At 50.9% G+C, this 23,321-nt stretch carries 16 protein-coding genes and 1 riboswitch; of the genes, 11 read left to right on the top strand and 5 right to left on the bottom strand.

The genetic code is table 11. From position 1 onward, the window contains the following. Positions 1–23: 23 nt before the first annotated feature. The 4 genes from phnE (GRF59_RS25730) to GRF59_RS25715 all read right to left on the bottom strand — a co-directional run bounded on the left by phnE (GRF59_RS25730) (position 24) and on the right by GRF59_RS25715 (position 3,521). On the bottom strand, positions 24–842 hold the full coding sequence (gene phnE / locus GRF59_RS25730; protein ID WP_423802983.1) for a phosphonate ABC transporter, permease protein PhnE: 819 nt from the start codon (positions 840–842) through the stop codon (positions 24–26). Beyond that, positions 839–1,654 (bottom strand): phosphonate ABC transporter, permease protein PhnE, encoded by an 816-nt coding sequence (gene phnE / locus GRF59_RS25725; RefSeq protein ID WP_160500581.1) that lies wholly within the window; start codon positions 1,652–1,654, stop codon positions 839–841. Before phnE (GRF59_RS25725) ends, phnE (GRF59_RS25730) begins: the two co-directional genes overlap by 4 nt. Beyond that, on the bottom strand, positions 1,654–2,421 hold the full coding sequence (gene phnC, locus GRF59_RS25720) for a phosphonate ABC transporter ATP-binding protein (RefSeq protein WP_160500580.1): 768 nt from the start codon (positions 2,419–2,421) through the stop codon (positions 1,654–1,656). Before phnC ends, phnE (GRF59_RS25725) begins: the two co-directional genes overlap by 1 nt. Before the next feature lie 134 nt (positions 2,422–2,555). Continuing rightward, complete coding sequence (locus GRF59_RS25715) at positions 2,556–3,521, bottom strand: phosphate/phosphite/phosphonate ABC transporter substrate-binding protein (protein WP_160500579.1); 966 nt, start codon at positions 3,519–3,521, stop codon at positions 2,556–2,558. Positions 3,522–3,865: 344 nt separating this feature from the next. Between GRF59_RS25715 and GRF59_RS25710 the strand changes: the two genes are divergently transcribed. The 4 genes from GRF59_RS25710 to GRF59_RS25695 all read left to right on the top strand — a co-directional run bounded on the left by GRF59_RS25710 (position 3,866) and on the right by GRF59_RS25695 (position 12,416). Beyond that, the gene (locus GRF59_RS25710) at positions 3,866–5,896 is read left to right on the top strand and encodes a bifunctional 2',3'-cyclic-nucleotide 2'-phosphodiesterase/3'-nucleotidase (RefSeq protein ID WP_341480143.1); all 2,031 of its coding nucleotides are present in this window, start codon (positions 3,866–3,868) and stop codon (positions 5,894–5,896) included. A gap of 310 nt (positions 5,897–6,206) precedes the next feature. After that, positions 6,207–9,875: a DUF6359 domain-containing protein gene (locus GRF59_RS25705; RefSeq protein ID WP_160500578.1), complete on the top strand. Its 3,669-nt coding sequence runs from the start codon at positions 6,207–6,209 to the stop codon at positions 9,873–9,875. Between the two features lie 93 nt (positions 9,876–9,968). Beyond that, the gene (locus tag GRF59_RS25700; RefSeq protein WP_160500577.1) at positions 9,969–11,000 is read left to right on the top strand and encodes an S-layer homology domain-containing protein; all 1,032 of its coding nucleotides are present in this window, start codon (positions 9,969–9,971) and stop codon (positions 10,998–11,000) included. Between the two features lie 164 nt (positions 11,001–11,164). Next, a riboswitch (FMN riboswitch) is annotated at positions 11,165–11,330 on the top strand. Between the two features lie 129 nt (positions 11,331–11,459). Continuing rightward, positions 11,460–12,416, top strand: a complete 957-nt coding sequence (locus GRF59_RS25695; protein ID WP_160500639.1) for a DMT family transporter — start codon at positions 11,460–11,462, stop codon at positions 12,414–12,416. 100 nt (positions 12,417–12,516) lie between these two features. On the opposite strand, the gene GRF59_RS25690 is transcribed toward GRF59_RS25695, so the two are convergent. Continuing rightward, positions 12,517–13,395: a hypothetical protein gene (locus GRF59_RS25690; RefSeq protein ID WP_160500576.1), complete on the bottom strand. Its 879-nt coding sequence runs from the start codon at positions 13,393–13,395 to the stop codon at positions 12,517–12,519. Positions 13,396–13,922: 527 nt separating this feature from the next. Here GRF59_RS25690 and GRF59_RS25685 point away from each other — a divergent pair. The 7 genes from GRF59_RS25685 to GRF59_RS25655 all read left to right on the top strand — a co-directional run bounded on the left by GRF59_RS25685 (position 13,923) and on the right by GRF59_RS25655 (position 23,308). Continuing rightward, positions 13,923–14,597: a GntR family transcriptional regulator gene (locus tag GRF59_RS25685; RefSeq protein WP_160500638.1), complete on the top strand. Its 675-nt coding sequence runs from the start codon at positions 13,923–13,925 to the stop codon at positions 14,595–14,597. Positions 14,598–14,794: 197 nt separating this feature from the next. After that, on the top strand, positions 14,795–16,156 hold the full coding sequence (locus GRF59_RS25680) for a GntP family permease (protein WP_160500575.1): 1,362 nt from the start codon (positions 14,795–14,797) through the stop codon (positions 16,154–16,156). Between the two features lie 83 nt (positions 16,157–16,239). Further along, the gene (gntK, locus tag GRF59_RS25675) at positions 16,240–17,778 is read left to right on the top strand and encodes a gluconokinase (protein WP_160500574.1); all 1,539 of its coding nucleotides are present in this window, start codon (positions 16,240–16,242) and stop codon (positions 17,776–17,778) included. Between the two features lie 286 nt (positions 17,779–18,064). Next, complete coding sequence (locus GRF59_RS25670; protein WP_160500573.1) at positions 18,065–19,417, top strand: hemolysin family protein; 1,353 nt, start codon at positions 18,065–18,067, stop codon at positions 19,415–19,417. Positions 19,418–19,657: 240 nt separating this feature from the next. Further along, positions 19,658–21,079 (top strand): extracellular solute-binding protein, encoded by a 1,422-nt coding sequence (locus tag GRF59_RS25665; RefSeq protein WP_160500572.1) that lies wholly within the window; start codon positions 19,658–19,660, stop codon positions 21,077–21,079. A gap of 258 nt (positions 21,080–21,337) precedes the next feature. Next, entirely contained in the window at positions 21,338–22,327 is a 990-nt protein-coding gene (locus GRF59_RS25660) for a zinc-dependent alcohol dehydrogenase (RefSeq protein ID WP_160500571.1), read from the top strand. A gap of 24 nt (positions 22,328–22,351) precedes the next feature. After that, positions 22,352–23,308 carry an ABC transporter permease gene (locus tag GRF59_RS25655; RefSeq protein WP_160500570.1) on the top strand — a complete coding sequence of 319 codons (957 nt, stop codon included), beginning with the start codon at positions 22,352–22,354 and terminating at the stop codon, positions 23,306–23,308. The last annotated feature ends 13 nt before the right edge of the window (positions 23,309–23,321 follow it).

The following is a 23,321-nucleotide window of genomic DNA, read 5'->3' as shown; positions in this document are numbered from 1 at the left end:
GGATATTTTGAATGGAGAGCCTACTAAATAATTCGTCTCCGCACCCATCCGGACACCAGATCGGTCAAAATAATCAGCACGATAATGCCCAGCAAAATAATGCCGACCCGGTTCCAGTTGCGGACTTGAAGCGCGAAGATCAGCGGCGTGCCGATGCCTCCGGCTCCGACCAGACCCAGTGTGGTCGCGGAACGGATGTTAATCTCAAACCGGTATAGCGAGTAGGAAAGGAACTGAGGAATGACTTGCGGCAATACCGCGTAGCGCAGCACCTGCAGCCGATTCGCTCCGCTGGCGATCAACGCCTCTTGGGGTCCCCGGTCGATGCTCTCGATCGTCTCGGCATACAACTTGCCGAGCATGCCAACCGAGTGGATGCCAAGCGCGAGCACACCCGCGAAAGATCCGGGGCCAACTGCTTTGATGAACAGGATCGCGACGATGATCTCCGGAAATACGCGGATGACGCTCAGCACGATTTTGCCGCTGCCCGATACGGCGAGCTGGCGGCTCATATTGGTCGATGCCCAGAAGGCAAACGGAATGCAGACCACGGCGGCGACCACCGTGCCCAAGATGGAGATGACCAGCGTATCCAGCAGCCCGCGAAGCAAATCTTCGCCTTCCGCAATGTAAACGAAGGACCAGTCGGGATGCAGAAAGCCTTGCAGAATGGACCTGGAGACTGTGCCGGCTGTCCCCTGAATACCTTCGAACTGCATGCCCTGAACGGACCAATAATAAACGGCAATGATGAATAAGGTAATGAGCGCAAAACGTATACGTGAGCCAATCACCGAGCCGGACGGTTTTCCGGACAGGGGGGACGTCATATTTTTCATAGCAGTTTCCTCCGGATGATCGTGCTTCCGTAATCGATGACCAGCACGATGACGAGTGTCAACAAAATGATGACCGAAGCCCGGTCATAGCGGAACAGTCCGAGCGCGCGGTCCAGCAGGAGTCCGATGCCGCCCGCGCCGACAAGTCCGAGGACAGCGGCAGCCCGTACGTTGACTTCGAAGGTATAGAGCAGATAAGACATGAAATAAGGCAAAGCCTGCGGTACGACGCCAAACATAATGAGCTGCATCCGGTTTGCTCCGACGGCGGTCATGGCTTCAAGCGGTCCGGGATCAATCGCCTCGATGGCCTCGAAGGTCAGCTTGGCGATAATGCCGAACGAGAAAAAGACAAGTGCCAGCATGCCGGCAAATGGTCCGATGCCGAATACGGCGACGAAAATGGCGGCGAACAGCAGGTCGGGAATGGTTCGGATCAAGTTCAATATCATTCTTGCGGGCAGTGACACATAGCGGCTTATCGCCAGATTGGAGGCGCACAGCAGCGCAACAGGGATGGCTAGCAGTCCCCCCAGTGTCGTGCCAAGAATGGCGATCTGAACCGTTTCCATCATCGGTCCCCAAATCGTGGACAAGTAGCTCCAGTCCGGCGGGAACATTTCGCGCAGCAGACTACCCATCTGCGGCAGCCCGGTGATGAGCTGGTAAGGGGTCACTTCCGTCCGGATCGAACATGCGATCAGCACGGCGATAAGAACCAGCCAACCGGCATACTGCTTATATTTTCGCGGCGGAATGAGATCAGGAGCCGCCGCTTTCAGCGTTGCGGAGGTGGAAACAGGGGTTTTCATCATGCCCCTCCCAGCAGCTCATCCTGAAGCACGGGACGGCCGTAGATTTCGGCAAAGGCTTCGTCGGTTGCTTCCGCGGGCGTTCCGTCGAACACGACTTCCCCGGCGCGCAGACCAATGATCCGCGTCGCGTATTCACGTGCCAAATCGATAAAATGCAGATTAATCACGGTAGTGATATTCATATCCCGGTTGATCCGCTTCAAATCGTCCATGACTTGCCGTGTGGTCAGCGGGTCAAGGGAAGCGACAGGCTCATCAGCCAAAATGACCCTGGCTTCCTGCGCCAAAGCACGGGCAATCGACACACGCTGCTGCTGTCCTCCGGACAACTGATCGGCACGGATGTAGGCTTTTTCACGGATATTTACACGCTGCAGCGCGTCCAGGGACAGGTCCACATCTTCCTTCGGAAACCAGCCCAGCATCGTACGGAGCGTGGAGTGGTAACCGACACGGCCGGACAGGACATTGCGCATCACGGTAGATCGTTTGATGAGATTAAAGCTCTGAAAGATCATGCCGATATCACGCCGGATATGGCGGAGCTGGCTGCCGGAAGCATGGGTCACCGAGTTGCCGTTAACCCGGATTTCTCCGGTTGATATGTCGGTTAGGCGGTTGATGCTTCGCAAAAAAGTGGATTTTCCAGCACCCGAGAGACCAACGATGACGACAAGTTCTCCTTCGTTGATGGTGAGATTGATATTGCGCAGGCCGACCGTTCCATTAGGATAGACTTTGGATACTTTATCGAATTCAATCATGAAAGGACCAACTTTCTGTAGTGGGTTTCGAAAGGGAAGATTTTCCGCATTGTCCGTAATGGGAAACAACACCGCCATAAAACATCATGGACGGTGCTGCCCTGGTTATTGCATGGATGGTCAGGATTCCATTACTACTTGATCTCTTGGCCTACAGCTTCTGCATATTCACGGACGGGTTCGAAATTTTTGTCGTCACCGGCCACATAACCTACATGCGTGTAAATGTCTTTAATGATTTGCGCGCCTTCCGCATCATTGGTGATATCAATGAAGGCTTGGCTGATCTTGTCTCTCCAGCTTTGATCCATGTCATTGCGTACGCTGACCGTGTCATTCGGGATTTTAGCGGTATAGTGGATCACGCGTGTTTTTTCAAATACGTCGGGAACGTCCTTTTTCACGGTATTGCGGGCATCTTGGAAAACGGCAACCGCATCAACCTGACCGTTCAGCAGTGCCATAATGGCGGCGTCATGGCCTTTGATTGTTACGCCTTGTACGTCCTTGTCCGGGTCGATGCCTTCTTTTTTCAGCTCAGCGGCCGGGAAGACGTAGCCTGCGGAAGAAGTGACGTTCTGCCAGCCGATTTTCTTGCCTTTCAAGTCTTTCAGGCTTTGGATCGGAGAGTCCTTTTTTACCACGACCATCGCTTTGTAGAAATCGACTTTGTCTGTCGTATCTTCTCCGGTTTCATCCTTCACCCCGTAGCGCTGTGCTTGCAGCAGCAGATCGGCCGCTTTTTTCTTGTCATGAGCCAGAACGTAAGCATTCGGCGGCAGGAAGCCAACGTCGACTTGCTTGGAAGCCATGGCTTCTACGATGGTGTTATAGTCCGGGGAGACGGTCACGTGAACAGGAATGCCAAGCTTGTCGCCGAGGAGTTTTTCAAGCGGCTTTGTTTTGGCTTCAAGCGTATCTGCATTCTGGGATGGTACAAACTGAACGTTAAGCACTTTCGGTACATAAGCCGAAGATGCTGCTTCTGCGGTGCCGGATGCGGTGTCCCCGCTGCTTGTGGCTGCATTTTTGGATCCGCATGCTGCTAGACTGGCAGCGAGCGCCAGCGTCATGCTGATGGTCAGTACTTTTTTAAACATGATGGTCCCCTCCACGTACTTTTCTTTTTTGGGTCAGAGCATCTTGCCTGACAGGAACGAGCGTAACATAGGCCCGAAAGACAAGGGTCAACGGAAAGGGTTGTTTTTGTTGAATGTATGTTAAAATTGCGGCTGTTTTCTACCTTGGTGGATTCGGGTCAGATTCAAGAGAATAATCCCTATATATGGAAGAAAAGCGATTTGAAGGATTTTACTTCCGCTTAACGTTTGGGCGGTATAATGACCTTAATCAATGTCATCTAAGCGAAAGTTTACCTTGCGATACCAAGGTGTGTGTTCCTGAGAATTTTATTTTTGATATTTTTAAAAGGGAGTGGTTAACGGTGAACGGCATTCAAAATGAACATGAATCGAACATGCAAACCGATGCTGAGCCAACCATGAAGCTGCGGATCATGTCAACGACGGATGTGCATGCCTGTCTGATGGATTACGATTACTACCGGGACCGGCGGGATCCTTCCCTGGGACTTTGCCGCACAGCCTCGCTGGTGAAGCAGGCAAGGGCGGAAGTCGAGAATGCGGTTCTCGTCGATAATGGGGATTTGATCCAAGGCACGCCGCTCGGGACGTTTGCCGCCCGTATTGACTCCTCCATTTTTTCAGAAGCTGAGCCTTTCGTTCACCCGGCGATTGCAGTCATGAATGCGATGGGGTATGATGCGGCAACATTCGGTAACCATGAGTTTAATTACGGATTGGATTATTTGGATCAGGTAATCGCCGGTGCGGATTTTCCTTATGTGAACGCGAATGTATATGTTCATGAACAGGTAAGCGGAAGTGCCTGTGCCGTGAACCGCTACACGCCTTATGTCATTTTGAATAAAAGCTGCCTGGACAGCCGGGGAGAGCGGCATAACGTTCGTATCGGCTGCATTGGCCTGGTTCCTCCGCAAATACTGGATTGGGACGCGGCCCATCTGAATGGCAGAATTCAAGTGAAGGATATGGTTCTGTCCGCACTGGAATGGATCCCGCGAATGAGGGAAGAGGGGGCGGATGTCATCATTGCCCTTGCCCATACGGGGTTTGACGCTGATGTCTCCCTTATGGACTGCAATGCGGAGAACGCGGTTCTGCCGCTCAGCCTGGTACCGGGCATAGATGCCATCGCATTTTCCCATACACATAAAATTTTTCCCGTCCCGGATTTCCATTCGTTAAATTCATCCTTCAAAGGGGAGCAAGGTGCTCCTGTGCCAGCTATCGAACTGGGCGACGGAACCATTAATGGATTGCCCGCCGTGCAAGCCGGTTACGGCGGAGCGCAGCTTGGCATCATTGATCTATCGCTGCAGCAGGTGGACGGAAACTGGCAGGTGGTTCATGGACGGTCCATGGTACGTGAAGTGTATGACCGGCTTCATGGCCTCGAGCTTGCGGAACCGGACCTGGAAATCACCAGGCTGCTGAGAGAGGTGCACCAGAATACGGTTATGTACGCGAACGCTCCCATTGGCCGGGTTGAAGCGCCTTTGCACAGCTATTTTTCCCTCGTTCAAGAGGAGGCCTCCCTTCAGCTTCTGAACCAGGCACAGTGTGCATATGCCCGAAGCTGGATCGCCTCATATGCGCCGCATTTGCGGCATCTTCCCGTCCTCTCGGTCGGATCGCCGTTTAAGGCGGGACGGAACGGACCCAACGATTACGCGGATATTCCGGCGGGGCCGGTCGCCATCAAGAGCGCAACGGAGCTGTATTTGTTCGATAACACGGTCAAGGGCGTAAAAATGACCGGAGTCGGCGTGAAGGAATGGCTTGAAATGGCTGCCGGCATCTATAACCAAATTGATCCAGCGGAAGCCGGAGAGCAGCCGCTGCTGAATCCGCTGTTTGCCGTTTTTAATTTTGATGTGATCGGCGGCATCACGTATCAAGTGGATGTTACCCAGCCTGCAAGATACAAGCCGGACGGGTCCTTGCATAACCCTTGTGCAGGCCGAATTGCGAATTTGCAGTATCAAGGCAGGCCGGTTGATCCGGATCAGGAATTCATTCTGGTGTCGAGTAATTACAGGGTATTTGGCGGAGGTAATTTTCCGGGGCTCCGCGAGGCGGAATTGGTGCTCGATTCCGCGGATGAGAACCGCCAGGTGCTCATTGATTATATTGCCGAGCAGGGGTACCTTGAGGGAAGAGTGCACAAAAATTGGAGCTTCGTTCCTATTGCCCATCCGGTGAATGTCACATTCCCTTCCTCGCCGGATGCGGTGAAATATATCGGTAGTTGTCCGCGCATCGATTATACGGAGCGTGTCAACGAACAGGGATACGGTTTGTTCAGACTTAACCTGAGTGTACAGAAGGCGGAGAATGCCGTTATTTTTGGAGAAAAAGTATATCCACATTAATATACAAGAATTGACAGAGTGGACTTGTTTTCAGATATGCAATAGTTAGCATATCCCATATTACTGCCCAAAAAGCAGAGGCTCAGGATGACCTGAGACCTCTGTATTTTTTTTACAAATATAAGGATTAAGGCGCTTATTCGATCCCATTATCTATTATAAAATCCTACTACCATAGTGCTGGAGGCGGTCTTATGAAAGTGTTATAAGAATTAAAATTTTACAGATTCAGCTAATTGTAATAATAAAAGGATGCTACCTTTAAGGGGATCTAGATTGAAATAGAAAATGGAGGAGGAAAAGAAAAAGAATGAACATACCTTATCATTTGAAAGTCCGAAACAGGAAGCTTGCAGGTTCCTTATTTGCACTCATGTTGATATTATCCAGCGTACTTGGATATGTGCCGGCACATGCTGCTTCATCCGTACTTACCGTGGCCCAGGCCCTTGCCAAGAACAACAGCGGAGAGAACGCTACAGTCGAAGGTTATATTGTTGGTGAGGTCTATAATTCCAAGCTGATCTTCTCCGGATTTCAGGACGACCTTAATGTGCTGATCGCAGACTCACCTGGCGAAACGAGCAAAGACAAGCTTATCGATGTTCAAGTATCGGCTTCCTTTCGGCCTTCCATAGGACTGAAGACGGTACCTGGTAATCTGGGTAAAAAGCTTCAGGTCACAGGAACATTGACTGCATACAGCAGCATGTCCGGAATCAAGACTCCAACGGCGATGTCCGTATCTGGTGAATCCGGCGGCGGAGATCCGGGCACCGGCGGAGGTGGCGGCACGCCGAACCCTGCCGATCCGGGCAGCGAAAATATCGGCGTACCGACCACGCTTCCGGACGGAACCGGTAAAAAGGTGCTCTTCGATGAGACCCATGGACAAACCGCCGGCGCGGCTGACTGGGTTATTGACGGTGCTTTCTCCGATTTTGCGGATGGCCTGAAAAAAGCAAACTTCCAGGTGGACGCACTGCAAAGAACGCTTCCGATGAACGCACAATCTTATGATTCTCCAACCATTACGCTCAGTAAGCTGAAGCAGTACGATGTGTTTATCATCGGCGAGGCCAACATCCCTTTCAAAGCTTCCGAACAGGATGCGATGCTGCAATACGTGAAGGAAGGCGGCAGCATCTTCTTTATCTCGGACCATTACAACTCCGACCGGAACCTGAACCGCTGGGATTCCTCGGAGGTCATGAACGGTTACCGCCGCGGAGCTTTCGGTGATCCGGCCAAAGGTATGTCGACGGCCGAGGCGGCATCCGGTGCAATGAAGGACGTGACCAGCACGGATTGGCTCGGCCAAAACTTCGGAATTCGTTTCCGTTATAACTCCGTTGGTGATGTGACCAAAACGGATACCGTGAAATACGATCAAACCTTCGGCATCACGGCAGGCGTTAATGATGTTGAAATGCACAGCGGCTCGACACTCGTCGTTTTGGATCCTAAACGGGTCAAAGGCGTCGTGTATCTTCCGAAAAATGTTCCCGGTTGGAGCAACGCCGTCGAAAACAGCGATAAGAAAAACTTTCCGAACGGCGGCGTCTATAAAAACGGTGGAGTAGACGAGGGACCTTATGCGGCGATTTCCAAACTGGAAAAAGGCAAAGCGGCATTCATCGGAGACTCCTCTCCAGTTGAAGATTCGAGTCCTGCCTATGTTCGCGAAGATAACGGAGGCAAGAAAACGACTTTTGACGGATTTAAAGACGAAGGACAAGATGCCGTATTCCTCGTTCAAACCGTCGAATGGCTTGCTGTTCACGAAGATTACGCGACTTTCGAAAACAAGGGCATCACGTTGGACTCGCCGACTCCACTGCTTGGAGCGCTCGAGGAGCCGGCGACTTCGGCCGAAATTCCCGGGACGGAGCCATGGACCACTCCGGCAGCAGGCTATAAATGGTATGACCCATCCACCTATAAAGCCGGATCCTATGGATCCGGCCAAAGCGGACCTGTTGTCACCATTCCTGATTTGACCACGATCGGCAGTGCCAGGACGGTTGCCGATAACACATACGTGACGGTTCAAGGCGTCGTTACTTCCGAACCCGGTGTGTTCGGCGGAAATGGTTTTTACCTGCAGGACGGCACGGCCGGCGTTTATGTGTATCCTGGCAAAGCCACAGGCTATCATGTCGGGGATAAAATTAAACTGACAGCACAGAAAACGATCTACAACTCCGAAGTCGAGCTGATGAATGACGTTCAGTTCACCAAACTGGATGACCAAGCGAATATCCCGGCTCCTACGCCCCTTGTTCAAGATTCCGTAAACGACGGCAATCAAGGGCAACTGATTACGCTGAAGAATGTGACCGTCAAGAATTATGCGATCGTAACGGGTTCGCTTGAATTTGATCTGGTGAACGGAAACACGACCAACCATGTCCGCGTGGACAGCCGTACAGGCATCAACACGGACACATTAAAGCAGTCGTTCCCTGAAGGAACGGCGGTAGACATTACCGGTATTTCTTCCATATTCAAAAATGCTTTTCAGCTCAAGCTGCTGAACCTGAGCGATATCCGCCAGGCAGGATCCGGAACGGAGAATCATCCGCCTGTCTTTGATGCGGTTGCTCCCCAAACGGTACAAGCTGGTTCTGCCGTAACTTTTACGGTTAATGCTGCCGATGCGGATCAAGATTCTCTGATATACTCTGCGGTAACGCTGCCGGATGGAGCAGCCTTCGATCCGGTTCTCCACAGCTTCTCATGGACGCCGCAAGTCGAAGGGAGCTATATGGCTTCCTTTAAAGCGGAGGACGGAAAAGGCGGCAGCGACGTCTTGAATGTCACGATTAACGTGACGGCCGCACCAGGAGGCGAAACCGAAAATTCGGCAACGCTGACAGGTCCGGCATCCGCTGTTGCCGATTCATCCGTTGACCTGGCCGTCGGCGTCAGCAAGCTGACCTACAGCTTTACGGCGATGGACGTCACCATACAATATGATCCATCCCAAATGACGTTTGATACACAAACGAATCAGGATGGGAATCTGGTTCTTGCAGAGAATGCCGTCACGTCTTCCAGAGAGGGGCTTAGCCTGCTCGCTGCCGGCATCAAGCCGTCGGAAGGCCAGATTCGCCTGCTGATGGCGAGCACCGGAGAAGCACATGCCGTCAAAGACAGCGGTGAGCTGTTCAAGCTGCATGGCAAATTGAAACTGGATGCTTCCGGAAGCGCGAACGTATCCGTGATTTCGTTTACGGTCTCTTCGGATAGCCCTTCCCAGGAAATCGCTACTGGCACGGCTCAAGCTCGCATTCAGGTGACGACGGCTGACCGCAGCGCCCTTCTGGCAGCCATTCAGAATGCGCAGAAGCTGGCCGATGAAGCCGTGACCGGAACGGAGCCCGGACAATATCCGGCTGTCGCGAAGTCCGACCTGCTGGCTGCCATTCAAGCAGCAAACGTTGTCTATAACAATGCATCAGCCACCCAAGAACAGCTCAATTCGGCTCTGGCAGCTTTGACCAGCGCAGTGAATACCTTTAAAAATGCGGTGATTCCGGTGCCATCTGTCCCTGCGGACAAAACGGCGCTGACCTCAACGATTGCTTCTGCACAAGGTATCTATGACCGGGCTGGAACCGGTGACAGGGTCGGGCAATATCCGGCTGCTGCCAAAACCACGTTGTTGTCTGCAATTCAGTCGGCCACAGCGGTGAAAAATAGTGCTTCCGCTACCCAGTCTCAGGTGGATGCCGCGGTCACTGCGCTGAATAGCGCCGTGGCAACCTTCCAAACCAAGCTGATTACGCTGGTGCCGGGCGCAGGCAAGATCTCCGTTCAGGACTTGTCCATCATGGCCAAATACTTCGGCATCAAATCGACAGATAGCAACTGGAGCCGCGTGGCACAGGCTGATATCTTCAGCGAGGGTGAAATTTCGATCCGCGCCCTGGCTGCAGTAGCCCAGATGATTATCGGGGACTGGTACACCAAATAACGCCAAAACGTAAACCGTTATGAAAAAACGAATCGCAGGACGCAGCCTGAGGCTGTTTCCTGCGATTTGCAGTCTGAAAGGATGGAAGCATTCGTGAAAAAATTAGCCGCTATAATCGGAATTGTGATCATGCTTGGTTGGGGTGCTTCGTTTGCTTCCGAAACGCAAGCTTGGGCTGCGGACTCAACAAGTCCTTCCATTTCCCTGAAAGCAAGTGCCAGCGGAAGCGAGATTACGGTCGTGGTAACCGGTGATCAGCTCAAAGATTTATATGCATACGACTTTATACTGAAATATGACGCGCAGAAACTTGTCTACCAAAACGCCTCTTCAGGAAGCACCGGCTTCTCTATCGATCCGATCGTTAGTAACGGCGATGTCCGGATCGCTCATACCAAGGTAGGCAAAATCGCGGGAGATAACGGAACGCAGCGGCTGGCTGTCGTCAACTTCAAACGGGTGCAGAGCGGCGCGGCTCAGCTGTCGCTTCATGACGTCAAGCTGGTCGATTCCAAGCTGAATGCCGGGGGAACCCTCGCCAAAGCTGCGCTTACCGTCGAGGATGGGGCGATATCCACGGAAGTCGCCTTGAAAGATATCGCAGGCCACTGGGCGAATGCAGCGATCCTTCAAGCCTTGCAGCAGGGTTGGATTACCGGGTATGCCAATGGCACTTTTATGCCGAACAAGGAAGTGACACGCGCCGAATTTGCAGCCATGTTGATCCGGGCCATAGGAAGCGATGTAGGCAGCCATCAGCCGTTACAGTTTGCGGACGCGAAGCAGATTCCGGCCTGGGCGCTGCCGTATGTGGAAGAGGCGGTCAGCAGGAACATCATGAACGGATATACGAATGGCATGTTTGAACCCAATAAGCTCATTACCCGTGCCGAAATGGCAGCGATGGGGATTCGTTCGTTGAACGGGGTGGCGGTTCCGCTAGAGTCTGCGAGCCTCAAGTTTGCGGACAACAGCCAAATCCCTGCCTGGGCCAAACCCTATGCTGCGGAGGCAGCGAAGAAAGGGATCATGAACGGAAGAAACGGCAATTTGTTTGCGCCAAGCGCCCACGCGACGCGCGCGGAGTCCGTTGTGGTTATTCTGGCTTTGCTGCAGCAAAAATAATCCATTGAAACTTTTGATAAGGTGGAAAAAAATCCTTATTAAAAAATCCGACACGGTGACTGAGATATGTGCTATACTATCGTAAGTAACCAATGTGATGGCTTTAACATACGATGATCTGAAATCATGGTATGATCTGTTTACCAAATACTAAAAAAATGAATATGGATCTTCGGGGTAAGGTGAAATTCCTGACCGGCGGTGAACGTCCTTTGCAACTCTTGCAGACAGACGTCAAGCCCGCGACTCGCTGTTTTGAAGTATTGAAGCAGCGACTGACCTGGTGAGATTCCAGGGCCGACGGTAAAGTCCGGATGGGAGAAGATCAAAGAAATAGGTTTGTTCGAAATTTTTACAATTTCGGCAAGCTTATTTGATCAGCCCCCGTTGTGTCGATTAAAGTCGATGAACGGGGGTTTTCCAATGTTGACTCCGTATTCAGGCAAGGGGATCAAGAAAATGGAAAACGTAGGCAGCAAGATCAAGCTGAATCCTGCCGCGCGCAAGCAGGCGGAACGACCGAGAACAGGCTTTTGGCTGGTGGTTCTGGGCGCGGCATTATGGGGAGCGGATCCGCTCTTCCGGATTATTTTGCTTCGGGAGCATATTACGCCGACGCAAATTGTATTACTGGAGCATATCGTGATTGCTTTATTTGTCTTCCCGGTTCTTTGGAAACACCGTTCCGAAATGAAAGGCCTCAAGCTGCGCCATATCGGCGCGCTGCTATTCCTGTCCTGGGGCGGCTCGGCTATTGCCACGATACTCTTTACCTTAGGGTTGACTCACGGTAATTTGAATGCCGTACTGCTGCTGCAAAAGCTGCAGCCGATTTTCGCGATTATCATGGCGCGCATGCTGCTGAAGGAAAAGCTTCCGAAGCAGTTCGGCGGGCTGCTGGTTCTGGCTTTGGCGGGTACGTACCTGCTGACTTTCGGATTTACCTTTCCTTTTGGCCATATGAATGATTTTGTCAAAGTCGGAAGCCTGCTCTCCCTGGGCGCTGCGGCTCTCTGGGGCGGTTCGACCGTTATGGGCCGCTTGATGGTCGGTAAAATGGAATACGAGACTGTAACATCCCTGCGGTTTATTCTGGCTCTGCCGCTGCTGATCGGAATTACGATCAATCAGGGCGATCCTTGGCAGATTCCGACAGGTGCGGGACCGCTAGCGGCCGTATCTCTCAACCTGCTGGGGCAGGCGCTTCTGCCTGGACTGTTCAGTCTGCTCGTATATTATAAAGGTCTGACAACGACCAAAGCTTCAGTAGCCACACTCGCGGAGCTAAGCTTCCCGATGGTGGGCGTACTCATTAACTGGATCGTATTCAACGAGATGGTAACCATTGCGCAGGCTTGCGGCTTCATACTGATCTGGGCTGCATTGTTCTCTATTTCGCGCCGAAGCGCAGCGTAAACCGTATATTTCAACTCTTTGTATCACAAGGCTGCTCCTATGGTTGGGGCAGCCCTTTTTGTGCTTCAAAGGTTCAATTGATGGAGCCTATGAAAATGGATTAGTAGACCTGATAACGGCCGGTTTCCGTCACGACCCGAAACTTGGCGCCTTTCTGCTGAATGACGGAAAGGTTGGAGCCTTCTGCGCCGTACCACTCCACGCCGAGGGCATAACCTGCCTTGCTGTAGGAAGCAAACAGAAGGTTAAAATATTCTGCACTGATTTCGCCGCCGTCATCCACGCGCCATGTGGACTGGGAGTCATTGTTGCCAATGAAATCCTCAAATACCATGCCGCTTTTATCGACAAGAACCAGACTGGCAAGCGGTTTGCCGTTTCCCTGGGCAAATTTCACAAGGCCGATTTGGGTACCTTTATCGGTGGTGGCGATCAGGCCTTGACTGGCGACTTTACGATTCTTGGCTTTCTCAATTGCATGGATGGTTGTTGGACTGAACTTACCTTTCTGAACCGATTGGAACGAGAGGAGCGTATGCCCCTCGAAAGCTTTTTTCGTCATGAGCAGAACGCTTTCGTTGACATTGAGCTTGTTGGAGGCATAAGTCAGTCTGTACAACTCACCCTCGTCGTTGATAAAATTATGGGCACTTTGGCTGCCGTTGCTTTTGCGGGTGCTTGCTTGATGTTTGACATAGGTTACGCTGAATTGCTTGCCGGGTGCATACAGTACTGAGGTTAGCGTTTTAGGGCTAGGATGCTTTTGGCTGGGGTCTCCCATGAGTCCCAGAATTTTTTTGCCGGTTTGATCCGTATATCCAAACATGAACTGGTCAGCGCGCAGCTCTCCGGCAGGTGCCTTGGCAGTGGAAACAGGGCTCTTCGCGAAAGCGGGTGCAGAGGAGGCAATTGCGAAGGAGTAACAGGCGGATACGCACAGCAGAAGGCCGAAAAAGATGGCGGTTAGATATTTTCTCATTTCAATGATCTCCTTTTTTGGAAAAATCGTACGTTAACCAGTATATACCAAATTAACTTCACCCTGGAGGGGAATCTTTTGCAAATAAGCAGGCTTATACAAAGGGGAAATCGCAGTTGGGAAAAAGATAGAAAATGGAAATCATTCCTCTAGAGCGCTTATAGCAGACAAGGAGTACATATTTACATATGTCAGGTTATGAATTAAAATGAAATAGCTTTTTTAAGTTGTCGACAAGTATACTTGTGGTCATAAAGTTATCGCCATTGTCTCTGCTACGCTTCTAATCGCCGGAAGAGGATACCTTCCCTGACAAAGCGGCTGCTGCGCTCCGCAATGAATTCGGCGAACAGGGCGTTTTGCCAAGGGATTATTTTTGAAGCGGAAGGTTGGAACGGCACTGCATCGATGTGATAAACTTCTATTGTCATATATATAAATCGGGTTAGACAAAAATGGATCAAAAAACGGATGATAAATCGATTGATTTTTGTGAGAGCTCATCAAAATAGGAGAGTTGTCCCATGTTGCAGTATCCTTCGGCTTGGTTGCAGAATGCCTCATTAGGAGAAACGATTGCTTGTGAACTTAGGCTTCGAATCATCAATGGAACGATCAAAACCGGCGAGGTCATTTCGGAGAATTGGGTTGCTGCAGAGTTCGGCACCAGCCGCTCTCCTGTGCGGGAAGCTTTAAAAACATTATCAAATGAAGGCTTAATACGTCTTGAACGGATGGGAGCCGTTGTGATCGGCTTGCATATTACGGATGTAGAAGAGCTGTACGATGTTCGCTTCCTAATAGAATGTTTTGTCCAGCAGCGTGTGGCACAGACGGATGTTGGTGGACTGCTTGAAAATCTCCGGCGGATCGTGGATAAGATGGAACTGGCCATGAAACATCATGATGCCGTTGAGTTTTCATACCAGGATCTGTCCTTCCACGAAGCGATCATTGCGGCTGCGGATCATAACCGCATTTTGCATCTTTGGAAAAGCATCCGACCGATCGTCATGACCGTGATGCTGATAACCACGGAAGAGATCTTTTCCAAAGGGGAGCAGAAGCTGCATACCGTTATTGACAAGCACCACGCTATCATGAAAGGGCTAAATTCCGGAGATAAAGATGTGGTAGAGCAGGTGGTTAAGGAGTACTTTGCAGATTCGAGAAAAACACTTCATAACAGCATTCCGGGATAATACACTCCCCTAGCGGCGCATGTTCCAGGGAGCATGTCGCTTTTAAAGTTGTCGACAAGTATACCAATGAAATCAATCGTTGGATAAATGGGTATGATAAAACTAATAGGAAAAAAATGAGTAAAGCGCAGCGTGAGAACAAAAATAAGGATGCAATTCACCATTCAATTAAACCAAATCAAAAGGGGGGCACCTAGATGTCCAGCATTTTCGGTATGAGTCACAATTGGACGCTCATCGTTTGGACCCTGCTAGCAATCGCTTTTCTGATCGTGTTTATCGCTAAATTCAAATGGAATCCATTTGTGACATTGCTGCTGTCAGCTTTGATTCTCGGGTTTTTGACCGGGATGAAACCGCTTGATATCGTCGATTCCGTAACCAAGGGTCTGGGGGGGACGCTCGGGACGATTGCCATTGTTATCGCTCTAGGCACGATGCTCGGCAAAATGATGGCCGAATCCGGCGGCGCCGAGCAAATCGCGACGACTCTCGTAAACCGTTTTGGGGAAAAACGGGTTCACTGGGCCATGATGATCGTTGGCTTTATTGTGGGTATTCCCGTTTTCTTCGAAGTAGGCGTTATATTGTTGATCCCCATTATTTTTACCGTTGCACGAAAAACGAAAATGTCCCTGCTCCAAATCGGCATTCCGATCTTGGCCGGCCTGTCGACCGTGCACGGTTTGGTTCCGCCGCATCCAGCACCCATGATTGCGATTGATGCTTATCAGGCGAATTTGGGTAAAACCATCCTATATTCCCTGATTGTGGGGATTCCAACCGCAATTGTGGCCGGACCTTTGTTCGGCAAATGGATCGGCAAACGGATTCAGGTCGAGCCGCCCGCGCAGCTCGCGGATCAGTTCTCGGCAAGCAGCACACGGAAGCTTCCAGGCTTCGGGATTACCTTGTTTACCATCCTGCTTCCGGTTATCCTCATGCTGGTCGGCTCCATCGCCACCATCATCGATCCAGAAGCAACTAGCGGCTTTACCGTATTCTGCGAATTTATCGGACATGAAGTTATTGCGCTGCTTATCGCGGTCGTGTTTTCCTTTTTCTCGCTTGGTTTCTCACGCGGGTTCACGAAAGAGCAAGTCTCCAAATTTACAAGTGAATGTCTTGCTCCAACAGCAACCATCATCTTGATTATCGGTGGCGGCGGAGCATTCAAACAGGTGCTTATTAATAGTGGGGTTGGCGATGCCATTGCGCAAATTGCGACTTCCGCTCATATTAATATCATCTTGTTCGCATGGTTTGTGGCCGCGCTTATCCGAGTGGCAACCGGGTCGGCTACGGTGGCCATGACGACGGCTGCCGGTATCGTAGCTCCAGTACTTGCGCTGAACCCTGGCGCTAATGTAGAGCTGGTCGTTCTTGCCACGGGCGCAGGGTCCATTGTGTTGTCCCATGTCAATGACGCCGGGTTCTGGATGGTAAAAGAGTTCTTCAATATGTCCGTTCCGCAGACGCTGAAGTCATGGACCGTCATGGAAACGCTGCTGTCAGTGGTAGGACTCGCCATTATTATGGCAATCAGTTTATTCGTATAAGAGGGAAGTTTCTGAGCAATTCAAACTGAAATCTATTTTTACTAGATACGAAGGTGTTAGTGAAGAAGAAAGAAGGTAGAAACATGAGCAGTAAAATGATGATCGGCATCGATATCGGAACGACAAGTACAAAAGCCGTTTTGTTCGAGGAAAATGGAAAAGTGGTGGCCAAGGGCAGTGAGGGTTATCCCCTACATACCCCGACTTCGTCGATTGCCGAGCAGGATCCGGATCAGATCTTTACCGCAGTCATACATTCGGTAAAGCAGGCGATGGAGAAAAGCGGAGCACGTCCCGAGCAGGTCATGTTCGTTTCCTTCAGTTCGGCGATGCACAGCGTCATTCCGGTGGACCCGGATGGCAAACCGCTGATGAACTGCATTACCTGGGCGGACAACCGCAGCGCAGAATGGTCGGAAAAATTGAAAAGGGATCTGAACGGGCATGAGATTTACCTGCGCACGGGCACCCCGATTCATCCGATGTCACCTCTGACCAAATTGATGTGGCTGCGTCATGACAAGCCGGAAATCTTTCGCAGGGCGGGTAAGTTCATTTCAATCAAGGAATACATCTTCGCGAAACTGTTCAATCAGTATATTATCGATTATTCGATTGCATCATCGACCGGCATGTTTAACCTGGAGCAGCTGAAATGGGATGAGGAAGCTCTCCAGGTTGCTGGAATCGGGCCGGACAAGCTGTCTGAGCCGGTTCCTACTACGCATTCCGTTACGGGACTCAATCCTGTATTCGCGGAAGCGATGGGACTGCAGGCTTCCACTCCGTTCATTGTAGGGGCAAGTGACGGCGTGCTGTCCAATCTGGGTGTCAATGCGATTGAACCGGGCGTCGTCGCGGCTACCATCGGAACCAGCGGAGCGATCCGCACGGTCGTTGATCGTCCGGTGACCGATCCCAAAGGCCGCATCTTCTGCTACGCGTTGACCGACAAGATGTGGGTCATCGGCGGACCGGTCAACAACGGCGGAATGTTGTTCCAATGGGTACGTGATGAGTTTGCCGCTTCCGAAGTAGAAACGGCGAAGCGGCTTGGCCTGGACTCCTATGATCTGTTGACCCGAATCGCGGAGCAGGTAAGCCCGGGCTCGGACGGACTGCTCTTCCATCCATACCTGACCGGGGAAAGGGCGCCGCTATGGAATCCGGATGCACGCGGTTCTTTCTTTGGCCTCACCATGCATCATCGCAAGGAGCATATGATCCGCGCCGTTCTGGAAGGCGTTATCTTCAATATGTATACGGTTCTGCTGGCGATGGAAGAGATTATCGGACGTCCGACCAAGATCCATGCAACAGGCGGCTTCTCGCGGTCTCCGCTGTGGCGCCAGATGATGGCGGATATTTTTGACCAGGAAGTGATTATACCGGAGAGCTATGAAAGCTCCTGCCTCGGGGCTGTCGTGCTCGGATTGTACGCGCTTGGGAAAACCGATTCGCTTCAAATTGTCTCCGGTATGGTCGGATCTACCCACCAGCATAAGCCTGTGAAGGAAAACGCGCATATTTATCATCAGCTTCTGCCGATCTTCATTCAAATATCGCGCAAGCTGGAAGAGGAATACAAAGCCATCGCTGAATTCCAGCGGCACATTTTCTAGTCAAATCCCTCTGGATTAAAAAAAGCCTGTATGACGAAATCGTCATACAGGCTTTTTGGTTCATGAAGATTAAGCATTGAGCTTCTTCCTCGGGCCTTATTTTAGCGTCGATCTTCACTGTTCTTGGTGCTCGTCGCAGCCTTTTTTGTATCAAATGGTTTGCTTGAACAAAGGCAACGCGCTGAAAAGTGGGTAATAAGTGAAATAGAATACGACTTTTGGTTTTCAGTTCTGATTAAGGGAGGTGCTCCCTGTTCCTGTGACAACAGCGGGAGCGGGATAACATGTGGAAACTGTGAAATTATTAATGGTTATAGTGCTCATTTTATTGACTTCCTTTTTTGTCGCTTCCGAATATTCAGTTATCCGGGTTCGGCTGTCGAGAATGAATCAGTTGGCTGCGGAGGGCAATAAGAATGCCAAGGCCGTCAAACATATCATCTCCAAGTTGGATGAGTTTCTGTCCGCCTGTCAGTTGGGAACAACCTTGACCTCTATGGCTCTCGGGTGGCTCGGTGAATCGACAGTGGAACGACTGCTGCATCCGCTGTTTGAGCTTTTGCATATTCCCGGATCTGTCGAAAGCGTCCTATCGTTTATTATCGCATTTTTGATTTTGACTTACTTCGAAGTGGTGGTCGGAGAGCTGGTGCCGAAGACGGTCGCGATCCAGATCGCCGAACCGATGGCTTTGTTTTTTGCCCGTCCGATCATTATTTTCTATAAAATCACGTACCCGTTCAACTGGGTGCTCAGCCGTTCCTCCCGTCTGATTACCGGACTGTTCGGCATTAAAATGATGTCGGAGGAGGATGCGGCGCTTAGCGAGGCCGAGCTGCGTTTTGCCCTGTCAGAAGGATACCGCAGCGGAGAAATTACACCGACGGAATACCGATATCTGAACAATGTATTTGATTTTGACGAACGCGATGCCAGAGAGATCATGGTGCCGAGAACTTCCATACGTTATGTATCCCATGATGCCAAGGTGAGCGAAGTAATGGAGGCGATTGAAGGGAAGACGTTCAGTTATCTTCCGGTCATGCTGAATGGTGACAAGGACAAAGTGACGGGCATTTTGCATATGAAGGAGCTGCTCCATGAGGTAGTGCGCCAGAGCTGCGGTATGAACGAGCCGATCACCGGCTTTATCAAGCCTGTCCTCCAAATGATCGAAACGATACAGGCGCGTGATCTATTGACCCAAATGCAGAAGACTGGCATACACATGGCCGTATTGCTGGATGAGTACGGCGGCACGTCGGGACTTGTGACGATGGAGGATATTCTGGAGGAAATCGTCGGAGACATTCCATCTGCTTCTTCTCCGAATGCCGTGTCCGATGACGCGGCCGCGCTGATTACCACGACGGAAAATAACCGTTACCTGCTTGATCCGCATGTGCTTATTCACGATATTAACCGGAAACTGAAGACGCATATTCCGGTTGGAGATGAGGTATACACCATCGGCGGGTGGATGCTCTCGGAGAAATTTGATCTGCAGGAGGGTGACAGGCTGCAGGCGGACGACTGCATCTTCACGGCGCTGCATATGGAAGGCCCGCGCATCATACAGATTGAAGCGCAAAAGCTCGAACCAGGGCAGAAGGAATCGCCTGCTGAGATACATTCATGATTCGAATTCAGTTAGATAAGGTTGTCTCCCAAAACTATACGTAATCAAGAAAATCGTAATGATGGTGAGATGGCGCTTCAGGAATCGTATTCCTGTTCCGCCATCTTTTCTTTTTTAGGAAGTGTGGCCCGAAAGCTAATATACCTCTTGTGAAGAAGGTCACTACGAAAGTTGACATTTGATGTAAATACATTAAAATAAAACTGATGTCCATTTAATATATAAGTAGGAGAAATATACATGAGTTATAAATCAGATCGTCCAACGTTTCATGAGCGGCTGGACCATTTCGTGAACGTGATACGTACCGATATTTTGAACGGAATTAAACAGGAGGGCACCTATCTTCCTTCGGAAAGTGCACTTGCCAAGCAGTACCAACTCAGCAATAAGTCCATTCGCAAAGGATTGGACCAACTGGTGGAGGAGGGGCTAATCGTTAAGATTGACCGCGTCGGCAGCATGGTTACCCGGCATTCCAGAGAATCCGTCACCATTAATTATGGCTGCCCGCTGTCTCTGACCAGCGATTTTATGATCGATGACCTGATTGCGGAATTCAGCCGGCGGAATCCGGGCATTCATGTACGGAGAATTACCTTGAATCCCTTAGGATATGTGCGCTCCGCCGAAGAAATGATGCAGAACGGTCTGCTGGATGTGGTTGCCTTCAACAGCCCGCAGTTTCAGGAGTGGAATGAGCTCGGTCTGACGCCTTTGCTGGAGGAGCTTGAAACCGACAAGGCCATGTATCCGATTACGGAATCGGCCTTCCGGATCGGAGATAAAGTGTATGCACGGCCGGTGTCTTTTTCTCCGGTGGTTCTTTGCTATAATAAGCAGCATTTCCGGGAGGCGGATATTCCCGAGCCTGACAGCTACTGGAGCTGGGATGACCTAATCGAGGCAACTTCTCGTCTCGCGGCAATCCGGGGAAGGCACGGCATTTATTTCTTGCCGGCTTCGGAGAACCGTTATTCCATCTTCCTGCTGCAGGGCGGCAAGGGAAGCAAGCACATGCCGGACGGAGGCAGCAGGCTGAATATGCTGGAAGGTCTGGATAAGCTTAACGAGCTCATCAACAACCGCCGGATTTTCCCCAACTATTGGGCGCAGGGGAATGACGAGACGATTCGCCTGTTTGCAGAAGGACAGGTTTCTGCCATTCTGGCTACCTATTTTAACTTGAATGAATTTGCTCATATGGATTTTGAATACGACATTTGTCCGCTTCCAAGCCTGCATAGGGGGGACCCGCAGAAGACGCTGATGCTGTCCATAGGTACCGCTCTCGTCCATCACTCGCCTTCCAAGGAGGCCGCCAGCCGGTTTATGGAATTCCTGTCTTCTGCGGATGCGCAGATGCTGATTCGTGAGAAAACGGTCAGTATCCCGGCGCGGAAAGAGGCGGCCGAAGCTTCGCGGGATTCAGGCGGCCTGAATCGTCCGTCCCGGTATTCGATGTTTCGCGAGATGTTGCCGTCTTATTTCTATCACAAGGAGATCGGCTTGCAGATGCAGGAGCTGCGGATCTTCAGCAGGTTTCTGAAAGAGTATTGGTCAGGGATGATTGATGTAAATGTACTGTATGAAAGATTGGAAGAACTGATGATACAGTCAAAAGAAGGAGAACAGTTCAAGCCTGTTGTAGAACATTCTTAGATTTATTCAAGCAGGAGACAAATAGGTGTCTTATAAGTCTGAAGCCCCATGCCTTGAGGGATGGGGTATTTTGTTGTTAATAATTGTAACCGCTTGCAGTACAAGCTTTCGAATCATTTTATTCCGTTTTATTTTCTGATTTAGTGTTGACACCCTAAAAAATAGGTGTGTATAATCAGTACATCAGAAATACATCAAAATTAATGTTTATCTTGATTGCGATGTCCATATGAATCAGATATAAACCAGGAGGCGCCTATGAGAGCGATCAAAAGCCTGAACGGGGCGGCAGTTATTGCAGAGCTTCCCGATCCCGATGTAAAGCCGCAGCATGTTAAAGTTCGAATCGATTATTCTTCCGTGAGCGTAGGAACCGAGCTTCTGATGATTCGCACCAATCCGGAGGCGTTTTTGGGATACAGCGCAACCGGCATCGTGCTGGAGATCGGCGAGGGGGTAACCCATGTGAAGCCGGGACAGCGGGTTGCTTGCTACGGCACGCCGGCGCATCGGGAAATGATGATATCTCCGAAGCATCTGACGGTTCCCGTACCGGATGGAGTTTCGGCTGAAGAAGCCGCATTCTCAGGGATCGGAGCCATTTGCATACACGCGTTGCGTCAGGCAAACCTGCAGTTTGGCGAAACGGTTGTCATCATGGGAGTTGGCATTCTAGGACAAATTATCGCCCGTATTGCCCATGCGTCGAACTACCGTGTCATTGCCATGGAACCGATGAAGGAACGCCGCGATATGCTGGTGGCTGCCGGAATGATGCAGGTATGCTCGAATGAGGAAGAAATGATGGCGGCTCTTGAGCATATCACGGGAGGCAAGGGTGCGGATTCGGTACTCATTTGCGCAAGTACCCGCAGTGAGAGCTTGATCGACAACGGAATGCGCTTTTTAAGAGATCGTGGAAGCGTTGTCATTGTCGGCGATACGGGCTGCGAGTTTGACCGCGACCTATTCTTTAGCAAGGAAGCGAGCGTACATATTTCACGCGCCGGCGGTCCGGGACGTTATGACAAGGACTATGAACGGTTCGGTTTCGATTATCCGATCGGATATGTCCGCTGGACGGAGGGCCGGAATATCGAGGAGTTTTTACGGATGGTGGACGAAAAACGCATTGATATCCGGTCTTTGATTACAGACCGGTTATCTTTCGAACAACTTCCCGAGTTTTATGGCCGAATCATTGCAAATCCGCGCCCGACTATGGGTGTTACCGTCAGTATTGATTAAATCAGAAGAAAGGAGTGGCAGCCGATGAGTGACAGCGCAGCAGCTGCATCCGTCAGACAAGGCAAGCGGCTCAAGCCGAGAAGCGGCAGGAGAACCTTTTGGCGTTATCGCTGGCTCTACCTGTTTATGGTTCCCGGCATTATCTACTACTTGATTTACCAATACGTTCCCATGCTTGGATTGGTCGTGGCTTTTCAGGACTATAACCTTCTGAAAGGCGTTACAGGCAGCCCTTGGGTAGGATTGGACAATTTCCGGACGGTATTTTCCTCCCCCGATTTTCCCGTCCTCATGAAAAACACGCTCCTTCTGAGCGTATACCGCATCATCTTCAACATGCTGCCGGACCTGATTCTGGCCCTAATGCTCAACGAAATCCGTGTCCGTTGGTTCAAGAAGTGGGTGCAGACGCTGACCTACGGACCGCATTTCTTGTCCTGGATCATTGTGTACGGTCTGGTGTATGCCTTCTTCGCACCAGGGTCGGGGCTGGTTACGACGTTCATGCGCGATATGGGCTGGTCCTCGGTGGACGTGCTGACCAACTCCTCCGTTTTCAGGCCGATGCTGATTTTGACTGAAATCTGGAAGAGTACCGGCTATGGAGCCATTATTTATCTGGCGGCGCTTGCCAACATCAACCAGGAACTGTATGAAGCAGCGGCAATCGATGGCGCAGGGCGCTGGCGCCAGTTGTGGAACGTCACGCTCCCTGGTGTACGTGATGTATTTGTGCTCATGCTGATTCTTCGTCTGGGTCACATTTTGGATGCCGGCTTCGAGCAAGTGTACATTTTCCTGAACGTCCGCGTTTACGATGTCGGTGATATTTTGGATACTTGGATTTTCCGCAGAGGTATTGAACAAATGCAGTTTAGCGTTCCGGCGGCTGTCGGGGTCTTTAAATCAATGATTGGTCTGGTACTGGTGCTCGGAGCGAACAAAATCGCCAAGAAACTGGGCGGCTCGGGGATCTGGTAAGCGATGGAGGTGA

This window comes from Paenibacillus dendrobii, from assembly GCF_009807035.1.
Classification (GTDB): Bacteria; Bacillota; Bacilli; order Paenibacillales; family Paenibacillaceae; genus Paenibacillus_AQ; species Paenibacillus_AQ dendrobii.
This window is presented reverse-complemented; position numbering and strand designations above follow the sequence as displayed.

Bases quoted from the DNA above. Each gene is read 5' to 3' on its own strand.
- phnE (WP_423802983.1), bottom strand. From the start codon at position 842: ATGAAAAATATGACGTCCCCCCTGTCCGGAAAACCGTCCGGCTCGGTG.
- phnE (WP_160500581.1), bottom strand. From the start codon at position 1,654: ATGAAAACCCCTGTTTCCACCTCCGCAACGCTGAAAGCGGCGGCTCCT.
- phnC (WP_160500580.1), bottom strand. From the start codon at position 2,421: ATGATTGAATTCGATAAAGTATCCAAAGTCTATCCTAATGGAACGGTC.
- GRF59_RS25715 (WP_160500579.1), bottom strand. From the start codon at position 3,521: ATGTTTAAAAAAGTACTGACCATCAGCATGACGCTGGCGCTCGCTGCC.
- GRF59_RS25705 (WP_160500578.1), top strand. From the start codon at position 6,207: ATGAACATACCTTATCATTTGAAAGTCCGAAACAGGAAGCTTGCAGGT.
- GRF59_RS25695 (WP_160500639.1), top strand. From the start codon at position 11,460: ATGGAAAACGTAGGCAGCAAGATCAAGCTGAATCCTGCCGCGCGCAAG.
- GRF59_RS25690 (WP_160500576.1), bottom strand. From the start codon at position 13,395: ATGAGAAAATATCTAACCGCCATCTTTTTCGGCCTTCTGCTGTGCGTA.
- GRF59_RS25680 (WP_160500575.1), top strand. From the start codon at position 14,795: ATGTCCAGCATTTTCGGTATGAGTCACAATTGGACGCTCATCGTTTGG.
- gntK (WP_160500574.1), top strand. From the start codon at position 16,240: ATGAGCAGTAAAATGATGATCGGCATCGATATCGGAACGACAAGTACA.
- GRF59_RS25665 (WP_160500572.1), top strand. From the start codon at position 19,658: ATGAGTTATAAATCAGATCGTCCAACGTTTCATGAGCGGCTGGACCAT.
- GRF59_RS25660 (WP_160500571.1), top strand. From the start codon at position 21,338: ATGAGAGCGATCAAAAGCCTGAACGGGGCGGCAGTTATTGCAGAGCTT.
- GRF59_RS25655 (WP_160500570.1), top strand. From the start codon at position 22,352: ATGAGTGACAGCGCAGCAGCTGCATCCGTCAGACAAGGCAAGCGGCTC.